Here is a 16,086-nt window from a genome sequence, read left to right as displayed (position 1 = left end):
CAAAGCGCAGCTATCGAGATGTTCTGACGAGCAGATAGATCAAAAAGGGTGCTCCGAGCGCGCCGGTAATAACTCCGACGGGATAACGCGTGCCGAAGAGGTATTGGCCGGCTAAATCTGCGACAAGCACCAAGAATGCTCCAACCAATCCAGATGGCACTATGAGGTTCGCGCCGGGCCTAAAGATTCGCATCGCGATCGGGCCTGCCATGAATGCGACAAATGAGATTGGTCCGGTTGCGGATGTCGCCACTGCGATGAGCATGACGGCGCCGACAATAAGAGCTCCGCGAAGCAGGTTCACGCGCAGTCCGAGTGAGGTGGCGATGTCGTCGCCAAGCTCCAAGATTGATAGCCTGTGCGCACCAATCAAGAGCAGCGGTGTTACGACAAGAACGGTAATAACCAGCGGTAATCCGCGCTCCCACGAGATGTTATTCAGCGATCCAGTCAACCAACGTGTGGCCGTCGGCAGATCCCACGCGGAAGCCTTCGACAGCACGTAGGTGGTCCATGCCTGCAGCATCGCCGCAATGCCGATTCCCGTCAGGATCAGGCGAGTGCCGGCAAATCCCGATTTCAACGCCAGCAGGTAGGTCAGAGCGGCCACGCTTAACGACGCCATCAGCGCCACCGTTGACACGGCAGTCTGAGAGGCCTGAAACAGCACAATCATGGTCGAACCAGCAGCGGCCGCACCAGCGGAAATACCGATAATGTCCGGTGAGGCTAACTGGTTTCGCAGCATCGTTTGGAAGATTGTTCCTGATACGCCAAACGCGAAGCCGGCGACAATTGCAATCGTGGCGCGTGGTAGGCGTAGCTCTCCCACTGTGAAAGATGCCCCGGGGACGGTGTCACCGCGAATGACGCCGATGACATCGGCAAGGGAATAGAAGGAATCTCCAAGCATGAGACTCAGCAGCCACAGTACGGCCGTAATCGCTGCTAGAACCAATAATGTGAGCGTAAAACGAATTCGGGCGTGACCGCGTTGTTCTTGGATAGCGGTCGCTAATTCGCTGGCCCTATTCTGCGGGCGCGTTTCGGGGGCGAGGTTTGTCATAGTTCCCGCATCCTTGTCTGTCGCACGATCCAAATAAACAGTGGAGCTCCGAGGAAGGGCATGATGATGCCGACAGCAATCTCGGATTGGTCACCGACGAGGCGCCCGACGGTGTCAGCAAGCGTGAGCAATACTGCTCCTGCCAGAGCGCTTGCTGGGATGAGAACGCGGTGGTCGGTTCCAAGGATCATCCGGAGTACGTGGGGGACGATGAGACCGACGAAGGCAATCGGACCGGTGACGGCAGTGGTGGTCCCGCAGAGCAGCACCGCGCCGAGTGTTGCCAGGACTCGCGTGCGGGTTAAGTTGATGCCGAGGCTGGTGGCGACATCATCGCCAAGGGAGAGTGCGTTGAGGCCGCTGCTGGTTAAAAAGACGATGACGAACCCGAGCCCAAGTAACGGGAAAGCGACCGTCAGTGATTCCCACTGCGCACCGCTGACGGAGCCGATTTGCCAGTTGCGGAATTCGTCCATGACATCGGCGCGCGGCAACAAGATGGCGCTGGTCAAGCTAGATAGGGCGGCGGCCGTGGCAGCTCCAGCAAGAGCTAGCTTGAGTGGAGTGGCTCCGCCGTGGCCGATTGATCCCACGCAGTAGACAAACACTGCAGCTGCGAAGGCGCCCATTGACGCAACTAGCATTGTCGGCAGTGTGCGACTGATGTTGAAAAAGGTGATACCGATAACAACTGTTAGAGAAGCGCCAGCAAGAACGCCGAATATTCCGGGGTCCGCAAGCGGGTTTCGAGTAACAGCTTGAAAGGCTACGCCCGAGGTGGCGAGCGCTGCACCCGCGCACAGTGCCAGCACGGTACGCGGAATGCGTGTCCACGCTGCAGCTTCTCCCGCGGTGTCGGTAGCTCCACCTAAGGCGGAAAGCGCCTCGGTGAACGTAATACTGCGTATGCCGAACATAACCGACAGGACCACCGATACCAGTCCAAGTATCAGCAAGAGAACAAATACAGCTGACTTGGTGGTCGTCGAAGGAGGGGGAGTGGACTTTGTTGAAGCAGCATGGACTGAGGTTGGCACTATTACTTCTTCAATCCTTCGTTAAGCGCTGCGAAGTAACGGTCGATGCCCCAAGGGATGGAGAGCGGTGAGGGGTTCGAGGCGGCTCCTAGCGGGCCATCTTCAAGGAAGGCAATGTTGCCGTTCTTCACCGCCGGAATCTTGGAAAGCAGTGGATCCGCCTGCATATCCTTGACGTTTTTTCATCCTCGGCTTTATCGCCCGAGGAGTAGGAGATGATGACATCGACGTCATCGAATTGCTCCGGGTTCTCAGTGGAGACTTCAACCCAGAACTTGTCAGCAGTCTTGGACTGTTCCTCGACGATCTTCGGTGCTGCAAGACCGTGGTTTACAAGGAATCCCATGCGTGGATCTTCGGTGGAGTAGAAACCAAGCTTTGATGGGTCGGAGCTGCCACCGAAGGAGGTAAAGAGTGCTTTCTTGCCCTTGAGGTTCGGGTACTTCTCAAGAGCGTCGGCAATAGTGGTGTCCAAGTTCTCGGACAGCTTCTTGCCCTCATCGGCCTTGCCGATCGCCTTGGAGCTAATCAGAATCATGTCTTCCAATGATGTGCCCCATGCCATGTCGGGGTAGGCAATGACAGGCGCAATCTTGGAGAGCGTGTCGTAGTCCTCCTGAGAAATTCCGGAGTAAGTAGCAAGAATAATGTCAGGCTTTGTGTCTGCGACCTTTTCAAACGGGATGCCGTCGGTTTCATCGAAGAGCACCGGCTTCTTGTCGCCGGAATCTGCGCCGAGTTCCTTCAGCTTGTCTTCAACCCACGGGAGGATGCCATCGCCGTCATCGTCACCGTAGGTGGCCTTGCTCATGCCAACGGGCACTTGTCCCAGAGCAAGCGGTACTTCATGGTTCGCTCAGCCGACAGTCGCGATTCGCTGCGGTGCCTCTTTGATAGTGGTCTCGCCGAACGCGTGCTTGATGGTCACAGGGAGCTGTGTGTTGGCGTCCGAGGCGCTGACACTACTGGCGTTGTTTTCACTGCTCGTGTCGCTGCTTCCGCAGGCTGCCATGGTGAATGCGATGGCTCCGCTGGCCACCGCGATTGTCAGGGTCCTGAAGGTTTTGTTCATGTAGGTCCTTTGTTTGTGCGAAGAGTCTCGTTGAGTACTCCCGAGCCCAGCATTCTACCGAATGTCGGAAACAGTAACAAAGGGCAGGCTATCCTAAAAGCAGGGGTGGTATTGGGGGGCTAGGGTGACGGTTTGCGTTCAGGGGCTCTAAAGGCTTCCTCTATGAACCCCCTACCGCTTCCGCAGCACCAACACCAGGTTCGACACCGCGAACTCGCGCAGCACCGGCACGTGCACCATCCACCAGGCCCACCACGGGTGGTAGCGCGGGAAAGCGGCCAGCAGCTCGCAGTCGCCGGCCTCCGCGGCAGCGCGCGCCCACTTCAATCCTTCACCGCAACCGACCTTGAACAGGGACTCGCCAAAATAGTTCTTCGGTCGCTTGCCGTGCTTCTTCTCATACATGCGCCGCGCGCGGTCGCCACCCAGGTAATGCGTCATCCCCATCTCGTGGCCGCCGAACGGGCCGTACCAAATGGTGTACGAGTAAACGACCAGTCCGCCCGGCTTGGTTACACGCAGCATTTCCTCGCCCATCGTCCATGGCTCGGGCACGTGCTCGGCGACATTCGACGAGTACGTCAGGTCAAACGCGTCATCGCGAAACGGCAGTTCCAGCCCCGATCCGCGTACCGACGACTCCAGCTTGATACCCGCCGCCGCCATCTCGCCCACATCGGGTTCGCAGGTGTAATATTCCACGCCACGCTGGGCAAATGCTCGGCCAAAGTACCCAGGGCCGCCGCCGACATCAAGGATGCGCTTGCCACGCAGTGCGGTATTCGTCGTAACGCTTGACGACGTGCCCCCTGTGTCCGTCGACCCCGCCGCACCATCCGCCCCAGCTGCGATGCCTTCCAACAGGCCGATGGTGTCCTCAGCCAGGTGCCCGTAGAAGATATCGGGATCGGTTTGCTCGTATTTGAAGTCGTTGAGCAGCCCGAATGAGCGCGACAGCGTAGCAAAGCTGCGCAGCTCTTTCAGAGCGGGCGGGACGATAAAAGCGGGAAAGCGAAAGCTGGTCACGTCAAACAATCTAATGGACTGGTTGGGTTTGGGAGTATGGATTTGAGCTAAAGCGGCAACGAAAGCCGCGCCGAGCGTTAGGCTCATATTGTTATGAAAATCTTACTGTTGTGTTGGCGCGACACTGGTCACCCCGAAGGTGGAGGTAGTGAGCGCTATTTGGAGCGCGTCGCAGGTTACCTTGCCGACCAAGGTCACACCGTGGTGTTCCGCACGGCCAGTTACCCAGACGCACCAGCCCTTTCGCGTCGTGATGGCGTGACGTTCTCCCGCGCTGGTGGAAACTTCTCCGTCTATGTGCGCTCCTGGACCGCGATGCTGGGTGCGCGATTTGGCGTGGGCCCAATTGCCAAGGTGCTCGGCGGCAAGCCGGATGTCGTGGTCGACACCCAAAACGGTGTCCCCTTTTTCGCGCGGATTTTCTCCGGCGCACCGACGGTGCTGCTAACACATCACTGCCACCGCGAACAGTGGCCAGTGGCAGGGCCGATTATTAGCAAGCTTGGGTGGTTCATCGAGTCGCGTCTGTCGCCGATGATTCACCGCCGCTGCCGCTACATCACAGTTTCCGAGCCAAGTGCCGCTGAACTGGTAGAACTTGGAGTGTCGCCGGGGCGCATCGCGGTAATCCGCAATGGTGTGGACCCGATTCCGGAGGAGTTGCAGTCGACCGAAATCATGGCGGACCTATCCGAGTGCGACGGTCCAGCACCGCATTTGGTGACGCTGTCGCGATTGGTTCCGCATAAGCAGATTGAGCACGCCATCGATGTGCTTGCAGATCTTGTACAAGATCGTCCAGGTGCGATTCTCGATGTTATTGGCTCGGGGTGGTGGCACGACAACCTCGTGGAATATGCCCGTGACAAGGGCGTTTCGGACCACGTCGTCTTCCACGGGCAGGTCACCGAGGCGGACAAACACCGCATCCTCTCCAAGGCGTGTCTGCACCTGATGCCTTCTCGCAAGGAGGGTTGGGGGCTCGCCGTCATCGAATCAGCGCAGCACGGCGTGCCGACGGTCGGTTATCGCTCCTCGGCGGGCTTGCGCGATTCGGTCAACGACGGCGAAACTGGCCTGCTGGCCAGCGATGAAGCTGACCTGATTGCCAAGACACGACAGATTCTCGATAACGGCGAACTGCATCGCGCAATGTCCAAGGCCTGCGTCGCCCGTGCCGCGGAATTTGGCTGGGACAAGACCGGTGAGGCAGTTCTGAATGTCTTGGAAAACCCAACACTGGATAAGTTGCTACCTGCGGCGGGGCAGTAGCGCTTCCATTACTCCAGTCAGTAGCCCCGCCAGCAGCCCAGCGAGTAGGCAAAGAGTCCAGATTCCAAAGGCTGTCCACGCAGCTGCATAGGCCCCCTGGCTTGGTTGTGTGGCCGGCTCGATAACGCCGGGGACATGGTATAGCTGCAGGTCAGGGGTTTCATAGACGGGGTCTAACGCTGCCACAATGTCAGCGGAGTCGCCGAAGTTGCCGGGCGAATTCTCCACTAGGACCCAGCCAACGCCTTGGTCTCGAAGACTCTGGAGCGCAGACTCAAGCTCCTCGTGTCTCTTCGCACCACCGAGCAGCGTGCGCTCAACGGTTGTGGCTCCCTCGCCAGACACCGACTGCCCAGAGACAATCAGTTCGCCAGAGCTCACCACCGGAGCGGGCAAAATCTTCGTAGCCGGGTCGAGGACAGGACGCCCATTAATAATGCGGTAAGAACCGGCAGGTAGAACCGCAACGCGATCGTCGTCAAGCGCGACCACACCGGAAACCGCCGACCAGCCTTCCCATGACGGAATGGGGCGGAGTGGAGCGACATCGGCGGGCAGCGTGGGGACAGCGGCGATGATGATGAGCGCGCTGACGCCAGTAGCCAACCACTGGCCGATGTTGGCGGTGGCCCCGCGAGCGCGGCGTGCCAGGTATTCCGCACCGCTTGCGGCGAGGATGACATAGGCGGGGACGGCGAGCGCGATCCACTTTTGCGTATCACGAAGCAGGCCCGCGCCCGGGATGTGCTCCAGCGCCCAACCCATCATCAAAATGCCCGGCGTTGTTGCGGCGAGAGCGACGAGCATGATGGCCGTGGCGCCAGTGATAATCAGCCCCCGCCAGCGCTCTTGCGAATGCCAGGCACGACGGAATCCCAGACCCATAAGCACCAGGAGTGCCAGCACCATAATCGCCGAAAAACCAACCTCGCGCGTCAGTGGCACAGCCTGCTTATTCCAGATGCCACCCAATCCCAACAGGCTGCCGAGCGTGCCGACGTGTGCCTCTGCTCTGGCCGCAAATGCGGCAGCGCCAGCCGCATCAGAGGACCCAGCTGCACTCGGGTTCAGCAAAGATGCCACTAGCCACGGTGAACTGACCGCTACTGTTGTGGCCACAATCCAAGCGCGGTCGCGGCTATTGCGAGCGGTAACAATGCCGGTGATACCAGCCAAAAGGGCACCGGTCGGCGTGAGACCCGCAGCGGCAATTGCGCTGGTGCGCCACAAGGCACTACCCATCTGCGTTGCCAGAACAACTGCCGGAAGCAGCAATACGGCGATGACCAGTGACCACTGTCCCTGGAGCAAACGCTCGACCACAAACGGGTTCCAGAGCAGCATCGTCGGTGCAATCAGCTGGCTGGCTAAGCTCGGAGTCATGGGTACAAGGCCCGCACCGGATGCGCTACTGGTGCCCGAGCCGTGGCGAGTGAACCTGCGGGCGAGCTCAGCAGCTGCAAGACCACCAATCAAACAGGCGCCCACCATGCCGAAGCGCACCCAATGGCTGGCATCCACAAAGTAGCCCAGTGCCCACAGTGCGGTGTCCTGCGGAACAGCTCGTGCCGCAGCGGGGCCGAGTCCCAGGGCCGCGTCGGTAAGCGGTGGGTGATTGGGGATGACCATGTCGCGCAGCAGAAACATCGGTGCCCCAAAGCGACCATCGGCCGGGGCCTTGTGGGGCACAAAGAGCGGCCAGCACACGGCAGCGGTCAGCAGGAGAATCCACGACAACACAAAAACCCAGGCGACTCGCTCCGAATGAGAGTGAGCCGACTGGGTCAGAGTAGTGCGGAAACGTTGTGTCACGTGCCCTATATTAAATTATTTTTCGCTTTCCTCAGTGAAACTTAGGGTAAGCGAGAGCCTGTGGCACCGTAGTTTCGCGTCTTAGGCGGACTTGCTGCGAACACGGAAGCCAATCACGATGAGAACCAGGCCGAGGATACCGAGAATCCACGGTGCGACAGTGCCACCGATAGTCAGCGACTTACGGGCTTCCTTAGCGCGGTCCATCTGGCGGCCCTTGGAGCCTTCGTCCCACTGAGCGGTGTACTTCATCGCGGTACGGTTCTGCTCCTTGGCCTCCTTTTCACGGCCAGCCTTGGAAGCAATTTCTTCCGCTTCCTTGTCGTCCTTGGCGTAGAACATGAACATCTCTTCAGTACCGTTGACGATCACGCCAGAGGTCGGCTCGACGCGGACAGTACGGACGTTGGTGTAGTAACGATCCAGCTCGACGTCGTCGTCACCCTCCAGGCCCCACTTGTGAGCCGGGAAGCTCAGGCGCATGGAAGCCAGCGAGGACTTGTCAGCCTCGGTGAGCTTGCGGCCGTCGCGAGTGAAGTGCTCGGTCAGGGACTCGTAGAGGTTCTGCGGCGGAATGGTCATGGAGTACTTGTAAACCTTGACGCCATCCTGAGTTTCCTCACCGACAAAGTCAATCTCGAAGTTACGCATCGCCTGGACGTCGTAGTACGGGTAGGACTTCTTCTCAGCACCAAACGGGAACTGGTACTGGATGCCCGGACGGGTGAACGTCGGCGGCTTGGTGTCCGAACCACCCTGCGGTGCGTTAATAGCAACGCTGGAGATCGGGTCATCTACCGGGTACGCAGTGCTGCGGTCAACAGTGATGCGGTCGAGGGTCGCATTGATGAGGTTCTTCGGCTCTTCGCGGTCATCGCGCAGCAGAGTGGTACCGACCTGGAGAGTTGCAATCTTGTCGTCAGCCGGCTCCTCAATCTCAACGTGGCGCTTCGACTGCATCGGAGTCTTGTCGTTGATGAAGCAGTGGACCGGGAGATCGCGCTTCTCTTCGTCCGTCTCTGCCTTGCAGCGCGGGTCATTCTTGCGGTTTGGCGTTGGCTCATTCTTGCCCAGCTGGCTGGAGTCCAACAGAGTGCCGTCGCGCACCTCCGTGATGGTATCGCTCACAGTGTCAAGTGGGATGACCCGGAGGCGAGGCACCAGGAAGGTTGGCAGAAGGACGGCAATGACAATCAATGCAGCACCGATAATAATCAGTGCATGTCCGAGAGTTCTCTTCATCAGCGGATAGTCCTTTAACTGTACGTAACTTTCTGCTGCAAAACCTAGCAGGAAGTTAGGAGTTATGTGGTGTGTTTTTTAAAAATAACTTGTCGGGAAAACAAAAGAGTTTTGGAAAAACCGGCCTGAACAGGACTTATTTCATAATAAAATACAAGTGATTTTACTCATTCCGGTATCCGTGTAAGAAAGTACTATGACGTCCAAGGCATATGCGGCAGCGCCAAACGCTGGGCAAGACACAGTGTCGAGCTCTGTGCCGAACTCTACGCCGAACACTGTATCCAGCTCGGGATCCAGCACTGCATCGAGCTCTGCCACCACATTCCGCCCAGGCTTCCTGCCTTCGCTGGAGGGCCTGCGAGCTGTGGCTTCGATGGGCATCATCGGCACGCACGTCGCATTCCAGACCGGGCATGATGTGGGAGCCCTGTGGGAGCGCATCCTCGGCCGCTTCGACTTCTTCGTGGCCGTTTTCTTCGTGCTGTCCGGATTCCTGTTGTGGCGTTCTCACCGCTCGGGTTACGGCGGAATTCCCCGTCGTAAAGCATTGTCCGATGCCGACGGCGGACGGAAGAAGAGCTGGGCGAAGTACTACAAGAAGCGCGTCGCGCGCATTATGCCCGCGTACTGGGTGCTAGTGCTTATTGTGCTCATCGCACTGCCGGTGGGGCGCGGCGCGGATCTCAAGATTTGGCTAACAAATCTGACGCTGACACAGGTGTATTTCTCCGGCTCGCTGCACGGTGGGTTGACGCACCTGTGGTCGTTGTCGGTGGAGGTCGCGTTCTACATCGCGCTGCCGCTGTTTGCCATTGGGCTTAGCCGGTTGGACCCGCATCGCCAGCAGGGGCGCCGCATAGTGGCAATTTCCCTGCTTGCGATCTTGAGCTTCGGCTGGCCCTACCTGCCACTGCCGTACCCAGAAGGCGTTAACCCGCATATTCAGCCGATTGCATACTTTTCCTGGTTCGCAGCTGGCATGATTCTCGCCGAGCTGGAATCGCTCCAGGGCGTCGATACCGATGCTGCCCGCGCGAGGGTGGAAACCATGCAGCGCTGGGCTCGCCGCCGTCCACTGTGGCTGGCGATTGCCGTTGGTGCGCTGGTGCTGGCTTCTTACCTGGGCCCCGAAGGACTCGTCGAACTGACCAGCTGGGAATTCACTCGCCGCCTGCTGTGTGGGCTGGTCTTCGGTGCCGCCATCATCGGCCCCTGGACGATGGCGCCGGAATCGCGCTTCCTCGAACACCCCATCATGCAGGCGCTGGGACGCTGGTCTTACGGCATCTTCCTCTGGCACGTGGCGATGCTCTCCATTGCATTCCCGCTGCTTGGCGTGAAGCTGTTCACCGGACATCTGCTCAGTGTCACCATTGTCACGGTCGCACTGTCGATTCCGGTGGCCGCCGCCTCCTACGCGCTCGTCGAGGAACCTGCCCGCCGCTTCTTCGCACGCGTCTGGGTCAACCGCTAACGGCTTTTAATCAGCGGTGTTGTCGGTGTCGCTAGCATCTCTGTCGGTGTCGTCATCAGCACCGCTACCGGAAAGCATCGAGCAGCACGCCACGATTGTCAGCGCCGCCGTCAGCAGTAACTGAAGCGGCCAGCCGGCACCGGCGTAGTCATCCTTTGGCCATGGGTTCGCCGCCAGCACCAAGCCCGCAATCGACATCGTCGCAGCAAGCGCCACAATTAGTGCGTTTCGCACGTTCAGCCATGGCTTGACGACGTCCCCACGCTTCCGTGCCCAGAAAACCGCACCAAGGGTAGCGGCAACCACGACGAGGGCAACGACCACACCAGGCCAGCTGGATACCAGGGTCACTGTCGCGGCAGCCGCAATGCCAATAGCCGCCCGCGGCAAGTCATTGCCCAGCGAAGATACGGAAATCGGGGCGGTGAGAGCGAATCGTCGCCAAGCGAAAGCCAGCCCCACAGCGACCAGTGCGTACACAGCTGCGAGTGCGCCGCCTGCGAGGATTCCAGTACGCCAGGTCTGCTGCGGTGGATAGGTCAGCTCGACTGCACCACCAATTCCAGCCGGAATTGTCCAACCCTGCTGCCAACCAGAGACCGTTACCGGCTTCATGGCGGCACCTCCGACACGAAGCTCGTGGCCGGCATTGACAGAGATTGGCAGCCACACGATGCGATCGTGGTCGGCAGGGTCAATAGGACTGTTCAGGTCGATTGGCGTGGCTTTCTGCTGCTCGGCTGACGGCGCGAAGTAGCCAGTCGAGGTGAGCGATACCCAATCGGACTTGGCATCGATGCGCCATGGCCCCGGCGAGAGCTCAATCTCTTCACCACAGGTCAGCTCGCGGTGATCAGAACCGTCACCTCGTTGGAGGCTGGCCCACGGGTCTCCGATGCTGCTGCGGCAGGTATCAGCATCGACCTTCACCTTTACCGGCTTCGGAACGGTGAACAGGCGCACCAGCGTGCCCTCGTGAATCTCCTGGCCAAAGACCCAACGCTGAGCCAGCGACGAGGAATTCGGTACCACCGGGACACGAACCGGCGTGAGGTCCTCTGCTATATCCTCGGCGGAAAGTCCCGCCTCTTCATCGGAATCGGAGTTGGTGGATTCGAATGCGTCGAAGCCAGTGTCCCGCTTTGGAATCACCAGTCCTAGCTCGGAGATAGCAAACCCCACAGGAGCAATCTTTGCTGTGATGCGCACAGATGTGGTCTTGCCGCCGGGCAGCGGAATGTGGGTCGTCTCACCCGGGACCAACTGTACGGAGCTGGAAGCCGTATCGGTCTGGATGCGCAGTTGCGCCGGAACGCGAGCACCGGTCAGGCTGAGCACTGCGTTATCGGTCGGTTCCTTCCACGACAGCTTGACCCACTCAGCCTGACTCTTGCCTGCCAGGGGTTCCCACCAGGTAGAGGTGTCGCCGTCGAGCATTGCGTTGACCGAGTGGTCAGCCGATGCACCACCGACGTTGTATGGCTCAGAGGCCGACGATGAAACCTCAATTGTGGCGCGACCCGTTGCTGTCTGCGTCAGTGGCAGTCCCGCGACGGGGTAGTCCGGAACGAGGTTGCGGACATATGAGTCCTCGTCTTCGGCCAGGATTGCCGACTCCGCTCCGACGACTTCACCATAGTTGCGGCCGCGGCGTGCGGGAGTGTCGGTGACAGTGCCGGCGTTCTTACCGGACAGGATGCGCACCGGGGCATCGGAATCGACCTCATCAAGCCGCGGGAGCACTTCAGGACCACCGGCGACCAGCGGCACCTGTGTAGTGTCCACCAACCGCGGCGAAAGGGCGTGATTGCGCAGCTCCTTCGGGCCCGCGCCCCAAATCTGGATAGCGGTATGGCCGTCCTCGTCCGTGAACTCCGCCACCTTTTCCATGGTCGGGGAGTCCTGCAGCGTGGAGGTGATGGCGCGCGGCGAATCGCCCCTCGAGGTAACTCTCAAGTCGTGGCGGACCAGCACATAGCCGATGCCATTGTTGCGCAGGGTGGCATCCAGTGCCGGTACCTCGCGGCCCCGAGTCAGCGAATTGCGCAGACCATCGAGGCCGCGAATCGCCTCTGGGGGTACTAGCGGCACGGTATCGCGGACGGCCCAGGGCACGTCGGCAAGCGGCTGGAGCGGTTCGTCGCGAGTATTGCCCCATGTCTGATCAGCAAACGGAGATGACGGCATCACCAGCGTGCGGGTGTCCTCGCCCTGCTCATTCAGCCAGTCGGCCGCTTCGTGCCAGTAGCCCGGAACCTCGGAAAAACCGCCTGCCGGAGCGAGACGGGCGCTCCACGCAGGTGCGGTGGCACTGGCGATAACCACCAGAACCAGCATCGATGCGATAGCGCGCGGGTGCTTCTCAGGGTGCAGCCACTGCTGCCAGCCAGTGGCTGCTGAATCGCTCGCCGGCTCGTTCTTGTGCTCGTTCGCCGACTCTCGCCACGGCCATGGCAGCTGGGCTGTCGCATGAGCGAAGCCGATAACAAGTGGCAGGCGCACAATTGTGTCGAATTTGTGCAGGTTGCGTACTGCTGCGAGCGTGGAATCGAGCACCTCTCGAGCCGATTCCCACACCAGCCCGAATGGCTCCGTCCAGGCCGCCACGATGACAAGCCCGATGAGCAGCATCATCAGCCACATCCGACGCAGCGGCAGTGAGCGCATGACCAAGCCAAGCAGACCAATCGCCGCCACAGCCAGAGTGGCGTAAATGAGGATGGGCTCCGCGACCAGCGCATTTCCGCCGACTCGCTCGAAAGAGACAAACGGGGTCCACGAAGTGGAGCCGCGGAGCGTCTCGCCGAGACTCAACCAACGAGTGGTCACGCCGGAGGACTCGATGTAGTCCGTAAACGGTGGCGAGTACTTGCCCAGCAGTAGTAGCGGCACGATCCACCACATGCTGACCGCTGCACACGCAGCCAGCCAACCGCCGAGCATCGCCCACGCACGCCCGCGGCGAGGCCCCGTAAAAGCGAAGAAGAGCAGCATCAGACCTGCGGGGATGCAAGCCGCAGCTGTACTGACCGCATTGACCGCGCCAGTGCACAGTACCGCTAGACCGGACAGCAATACGGCACGGGCAGTCGCACGCCAGGGCAGTTCCTCGCGCCGGGCCGCGACCCGCAGGAGCGGAAGCAGAATCCACGGTGCCAGCGCTACGGGCCAGGTCTCGGACGAAATCGCGCCCAACGTCGTAATCACGCGCGGCGACAACGCGTACAACAACGCCGCCAGTACGCGAGAGGTATGCGTGCCGACGCCTATAGCTTCGGCCACGCGATATGCGCCAGTAAAAGCCAAGCAGAGAGTAAGACTCCACCACAGCGCCTGGATGATCCAGCCGGGCGCTAGGACATCGGGCAGCAAGCTGAACAGCGCGAAGAATGTGCCCTGTGGAAAGAGATAGCCATATGCCTGGTTTTGGAGCTGTCCCAGTGGCATGGTGTCTGACCACATGTTGAGCGAGGCGGACAAAAACCCGATGGGGTCTTCTGTCAGGTCGTGCTTTGTGTCAGCGACAGTCTTGCCGGGGGACTGGATGAATGCCAGCAGGCACAGCAAAACCCACCAAGGTACAAGCACGCGCTTACGCGCTCGAACAAAGGTGGGCATAGCGTTAAAGGAGGGTTAGCGTTAAGGGCTTAACGCTGACCGTACTCGACACCGCCAAGCAGAGCGTCATCGGTGGAAACAGCCTGTGCTTCCGGAATTCGGTCTTCGGTCAGAGCCTGGCCGATGCCGAAGATAGCGGCACCACCGAGAAGGGCGCCAATGAGCGCCGAGGCCAGGGCAGGGCCAACGCTACGACGCTGCTCGGAATCAGTTTCGTATGCCATGTTGAGGACTCCTCGTGTGCATTAAGTCAATACTGTTTATAAAACTACACTCTGTGACATCTGTAAACCAGTGGAACAGCTGGGAATCTCTCCCTGCCTTGAATTTTGGGTGGTTTCAGCGGTCATTGAGTTTTCTTAGTTGAGAGATTAACCCATTTTCTATCAGCTAAGTAAGTTTTTAAAAGTTTTCTAGAAATTATTCCTTTTCCCCCGGAACGACAAGGACCGGGCGGCCAGCATTCTTCAGCAACGCGTCAGAGGTCGAGGCGGTAAACAGACCACGCAAACCAGTCACACCGCGAGTGCCGGAGATAATCACGCCCGCATCGAGGTCGTGAGCTGCATCGACGATGGCCGACCAGATAGTAGTTTCGGTCTCTACCAAGTAAGGCTCGGCGACGAAGCCGGCCTCAGCGGCAATCTGCACACCCTCACGGCAAATACGAACAGCCTCGTCGTGTGCCGGATCGCCGTCTTCAGTAGTGGCATCCCAGTCGGGCTGCATCATGCCGGAGGCGCCAGCAGTGCGAGCAGCAGCACGCTGTAGAGGCTCCCAGGCAGTCAGAATGTAGGCCTTCTTAACGCGCAGCAGTTTTCCGGCGTAGGCCAGCGCCCGCTTGGCTTCGTCGGAGCCGTCATAGGCAATGAGCATGGAATCAGAAATCGGTTCAACCATTTTCAGTTCAATCCTTACGTCAGAGATAGCCGAAAGACTGTCAATAGATACAGAAAAAGAGATGTCGCTGTAGTCCAGGATAGGACAACAGCAACATTCAGCACGCTAGTTTTTTAAGCTTCCCCGAACCAGCGGGCTCGGGTCGGCTAGAGAGTCATTAGCAGGAAGCGGTAACGTCCATTGTTATGGCGATAGAAGAAAAACCAGGGCAACCACAGCCAAAGGCTGCTGGGTCCTCGAAGAATGCCATCGCGCTCAGCGTTCCCGTTCTTGTTATCGCCGTAATCGTCGCGGCGCTGAATTTGCGCCCGAGTATCGCGTCAATTGGTCCGGTGCTTGATCAGCTCCTATCCGACCTTGGCGCTTCCTCCGCCTTTGGTGGTCTGATTACGGCGATTCCGGGGCTCGCATTTTTCGCGATTGGGTTGTCCGCGGTTTCCGTCGGCAAGCGAATGGGCTTAAGCGGTGCACTCACACTGTCTGCGACGTTGCTATTCGTCGGCCTTGCGGTGCGCCCGTGGGTGAGCAGCATCTGGCTATTCCTTCTGTTTACGGCGTTGTCGGTTGCGGGTATTGCGCTGGGAAATGTACTGCTACCTGCGTGGATCAAGGTGCATGGCGGCCGTCATGCCGTCGTGCTGATGATGTTGTACTCGAGCATGCTCGCCCTCGGGGGCGGACTGGGGCCGGCGACGGCGTTTTTGATTAGCGATTCACCCGAAGCGTCCACAGGTGGCGTCGATATGTGGCGCTGGGCGATTGCCGTATGGGCGATCACCGCCTTTGTTCAGCTCGTTGTGTGGTTGCCGCTGCGTGCGCGCATCGGATTCGACTATCCGAAGGCCTCGGTCAGCTCCTCGGCAAACACGCCAATCTGGAAGTCTCCGACAGCCATTGCGCTGGCAGTTTTCTTCGGCGTGCAGTCGATGAACGCTTACGTGCTGATGGGCTGGATGCCGAAAATGCTTATCGACGCAGGCATCAGCGTCAGCGTAGCTACCGCGGCATCCATGATTGTTCAAGGGCTGGGCATCATCGGCGGTCTGCTGATGCCACCGCTGATTGCACGGCTCCGCACCATGTCCTACGTCGCCTTTGGTCTCGGCTGCCTTTTCTTCCTCGGGTACGCGTTGATGATTCTGATCGACCAGCGGGGAGCGGCGGAAACTGGTGTTGGATACGCGATTGGGGCTGCGTTCCTGCTGGGCGTGGGTGGTTTTTGTTTCCCCATGGCTATCGCGCTGATTCCGGGCCGCACGCGCAGCCATGAGCTGACCGCGCGGCTGTCCGGCTTCGTGCAGCCAATCGGCTACATTTTCTCCGCAGTCGGGCCATTCCTGGTGGGTGTGGCCGCTGGAACGACGGAAACGTGGACACCTATTCTGGTCGTACTGCTTGGTACTACGGTCGTGCTTGCAGTGCTTGGGCTGGCTGTCGGTCGGCCAACGTACATTGATGACGAACTGGCCGACCGAGGTATCGGTGAAAAGAAGCCGGGGCGTATTCAGCTCGACTGAATTTAGGGGAGTTAGCTCCACTGCATTTGAACCCGGGCCAACTTAGC

At 59.4% G+C, this 16,086-nt stretch carries 11 protein-coding genes and 1 pseudogene; 3 read left to right on the top strand and 9 right to left on the bottom strand.

The features are described 5' to 3' along the window. Positions 1-10 precede the first annotated feature (10 nt). The 4 genes and pseudogenes from HMPREF3135_RS00165 to HMPREF3135_RS00150 form a co-directional block, all read right to left on the bottom strand. A complete protein-coding gene (locus tag HMPREF3135_RS00165) occupies positions 11-1,066 on the bottom strand; it encodes a FecCD family ABC transporter permease (RefSeq protein WP_049171768.1) in 1,056 nt (351 codons plus the stop codon). Beyond that, a complete protein-coding gene (locus HMPREF3135_RS00160; protein ID WP_070437322.1) occupies positions 1,063-1,983 on the bottom strand; it encodes a FecCD family ABC transporter permease in 921 nt (306 codons plus the stop codon). The genes HMPREF3135_RS00165 and HMPREF3135_RS00160 overlap by 4 nt, the downstream gene beginning before the upstream one ends. 122 nt (positions 1,984-2,105) lie before the next feature. After that, a pseudogene (locus HMPREF3135_RS00155) lies at positions 2,106-3,175 on the bottom strand (iron-siderophore ABC transporter substrate-binding protein). 171 nt (positions 3,176-3,346) lie between these two features. After that, entirely contained in the window at positions 3,347-4,201 is an 855-nt protein-coding gene (locus HMPREF3135_RS00150; RefSeq protein WP_141739555.1) for a class I SAM-dependent methyltransferase, read from the bottom strand. Positions 4,202-4,294: 93 nt separating this feature from the next. Between HMPREF3135_RS00150 and HMPREF3135_RS00145 the strand changes: the two genes are divergently transcribed. Continuing rightward, positions 4,295-5,473, top strand: coding sequence for a glycosyltransferase family 4 protein (locus tag HMPREF3135_RS00145; RefSeq protein WP_069358925.1), 1,179 nt, complete (start codon positions 4,295-4,297; stop codon positions 5,471-5,473). Here HMPREF3135_RS00145 and HMPREF3135_RS00140 read toward each other — a convergent pair. After that, a complete protein-coding gene (locus tag HMPREF3135_RS00140) occupies positions 5,453-7,285 on the bottom strand; it encodes an MmpA family trehalose lipid delivery protein (RefSeq protein ID WP_070437232.1) in 1,833 nt (610 codons plus the stop codon). The two genes, HMPREF3135_RS00145 and HMPREF3135_RS00140, sit on opposite strands and share 21 nt — an antisense overlap. A gap of 81 nt (positions 7,286-7,366) precedes the next feature. Beyond that, positions 7,367-8,527: a cell envelope lipid trafficking protein PgfA gene (locus HMPREF3135_RS00135; protein ID WP_048734381.1), complete on the bottom strand. Its 1,161-nt coding sequence runs from the start codon at positions 8,525-8,527 to the stop codon at positions 7,367-7,369. Between the two features lie 196 nt (positions 8,528-8,723). On the opposite strand from HMPREF3135_RS00135, the gene HMPREF3135_RS00130 reads away from it, so the two are divergent. After that, positions 8,724-10,004, top strand: a complete 1,281-nt coding sequence (locus HMPREF3135_RS00130; RefSeq protein ID WP_070437230.1) for an acyltransferase family protein — start codon at positions 8,724-8,726, stop codon at positions 10,002-10,004. Between the two features lie 6 nt (positions 10,005-10,010). Here the strand turns inward: HMPREF3135_RS00130 and HMPREF3135_RS00125 are convergent, their stop codons facing one another. The 3 genes from HMPREF3135_RS00125 to HMPREF3135_RS00115 all read right to left on the bottom strand — a co-directional run bounded on the left by HMPREF3135_RS00125 (position 10,011) and on the right by HMPREF3135_RS00115 (position 14,522). Continuing rightward, complete coding sequence (locus HMPREF3135_RS00125) at positions 10,011-13,622, bottom strand: alpha-(1->3)-arabinofuranosyltransferase domain-containing protein (protein WP_070437228.1); 3,612 nt, start codon at positions 13,620-13,622, stop codon at positions 10,011-10,013. A 29-nt stretch (positions 13,623-13,651) separates the two neighbouring features. Next, entirely contained in the window at positions 13,652-13,846 is a 195-nt protein-coding gene (locus HMPREF3135_RS00120; protein WP_005510537.1) for a DUF2613 domain-containing protein, read from the bottom strand. A gap of 196 nt (positions 13,847-14,042) precedes the next feature. Then, on the bottom strand, positions 14,043-14,522 hold the full coding sequence (locus HMPREF3135_RS00115) for a universal stress protein (RefSeq protein ID WP_005510532.1): 480 nt from the start codon (positions 14,520-14,522) through the stop codon (positions 14,043-14,045). A gap of 185 nt (positions 14,523-14,707) precedes the next feature. Between HMPREF3135_RS00115 and HMPREF3135_RS00110 the strand changes: the two genes are divergently transcribed. Continuing rightward, positions 14,708-16,039, top strand: coding sequence for an MFS transporter (locus HMPREF3135_RS00110; RefSeq protein WP_083280580.1), 1,332 nt, complete (start codon positions 14,708-14,710; stop codon positions 16,037-16,039). The last annotated feature ends 47 nt before the right edge of the window (positions 16,040-16,086 follow it).

The sequence above is a fragment of the Corynebacterium sp. HMSC14H10 genome, from assembly GCF_001807105.1.
GTDB classification, from domain to species: Bacteria; Actinomycetota; Actinomycetes; order Mycobacteriales; family Mycobacteriaceae; genus Corynebacterium; species Corynebacterium jeikeium_D.
This window is presented reverse-complemented; position numbering and strand designations above follow the sequence as displayed.

Coding starts and splice junctions, on each gene's coding strand:
- HMPREF3135_RS00165 (WP_049171768.1), bottom strand. CDS start 1,066: ATGACAAACCTCGCCCCCGAAACGCGCCCGCAGAATAGGGCCAGCGAA.
- HMPREF3135_RS00160 (WP_070437322.1), bottom strand. CDS start 1,983: ATGTTCGGCATACGCAGTATTACGTTCACCGAGGCGCTTTCCGCCTTA.
- HMPREF3135_RS00145 (WP_069358925.1), top strand. CDS start 4,295: ATGAAAATCTTACTGTTGTGTTGGCGCGACACTGGTCACCCCGAAGGT.
- HMPREF3135_RS00135 (WP_048734381.1), bottom strand. CDS start 8,527: ATGAAGAGAACTCTCGGACATGCACTGATTATTATCGGTGCTGCATTG.
- HMPREF3135_RS00130 (WP_070437230.1), top strand. CDS start 8,724: ATGACGTCCAAGGCATATGCGGCAGCGCCAAACGCTGGGCAAGACACA.
- HMPREF3135_RS00125 (WP_070437228.1), bottom strand. CDS start 13,622: ATGCCCACCTTTGTTCGAGCGCGTAAGCGCGTGCTTGTACCTTGGTGG.
- HMPREF3135_RS00120 (WP_005510537.1), bottom strand. CDS start 13,846: ATGGCATACGAAACTGATTCCGAGCAGCGTCGTAGCGTTGGCCCTGCC.
- HMPREF3135_RS00115 (WP_005510532.1), bottom strand. CDS start 14,522: ATGGTTGAACCGATTTCTGATTCCATGCTCATTGCCTATGACGGCTCC.
- HMPREF3135_RS00110 (WP_083280580.1), top strand. CDS start 14,708: ATGGCGATAGAAGAAAAACCAGGGCAACCACAGCCAAAGGCTGCTGGG.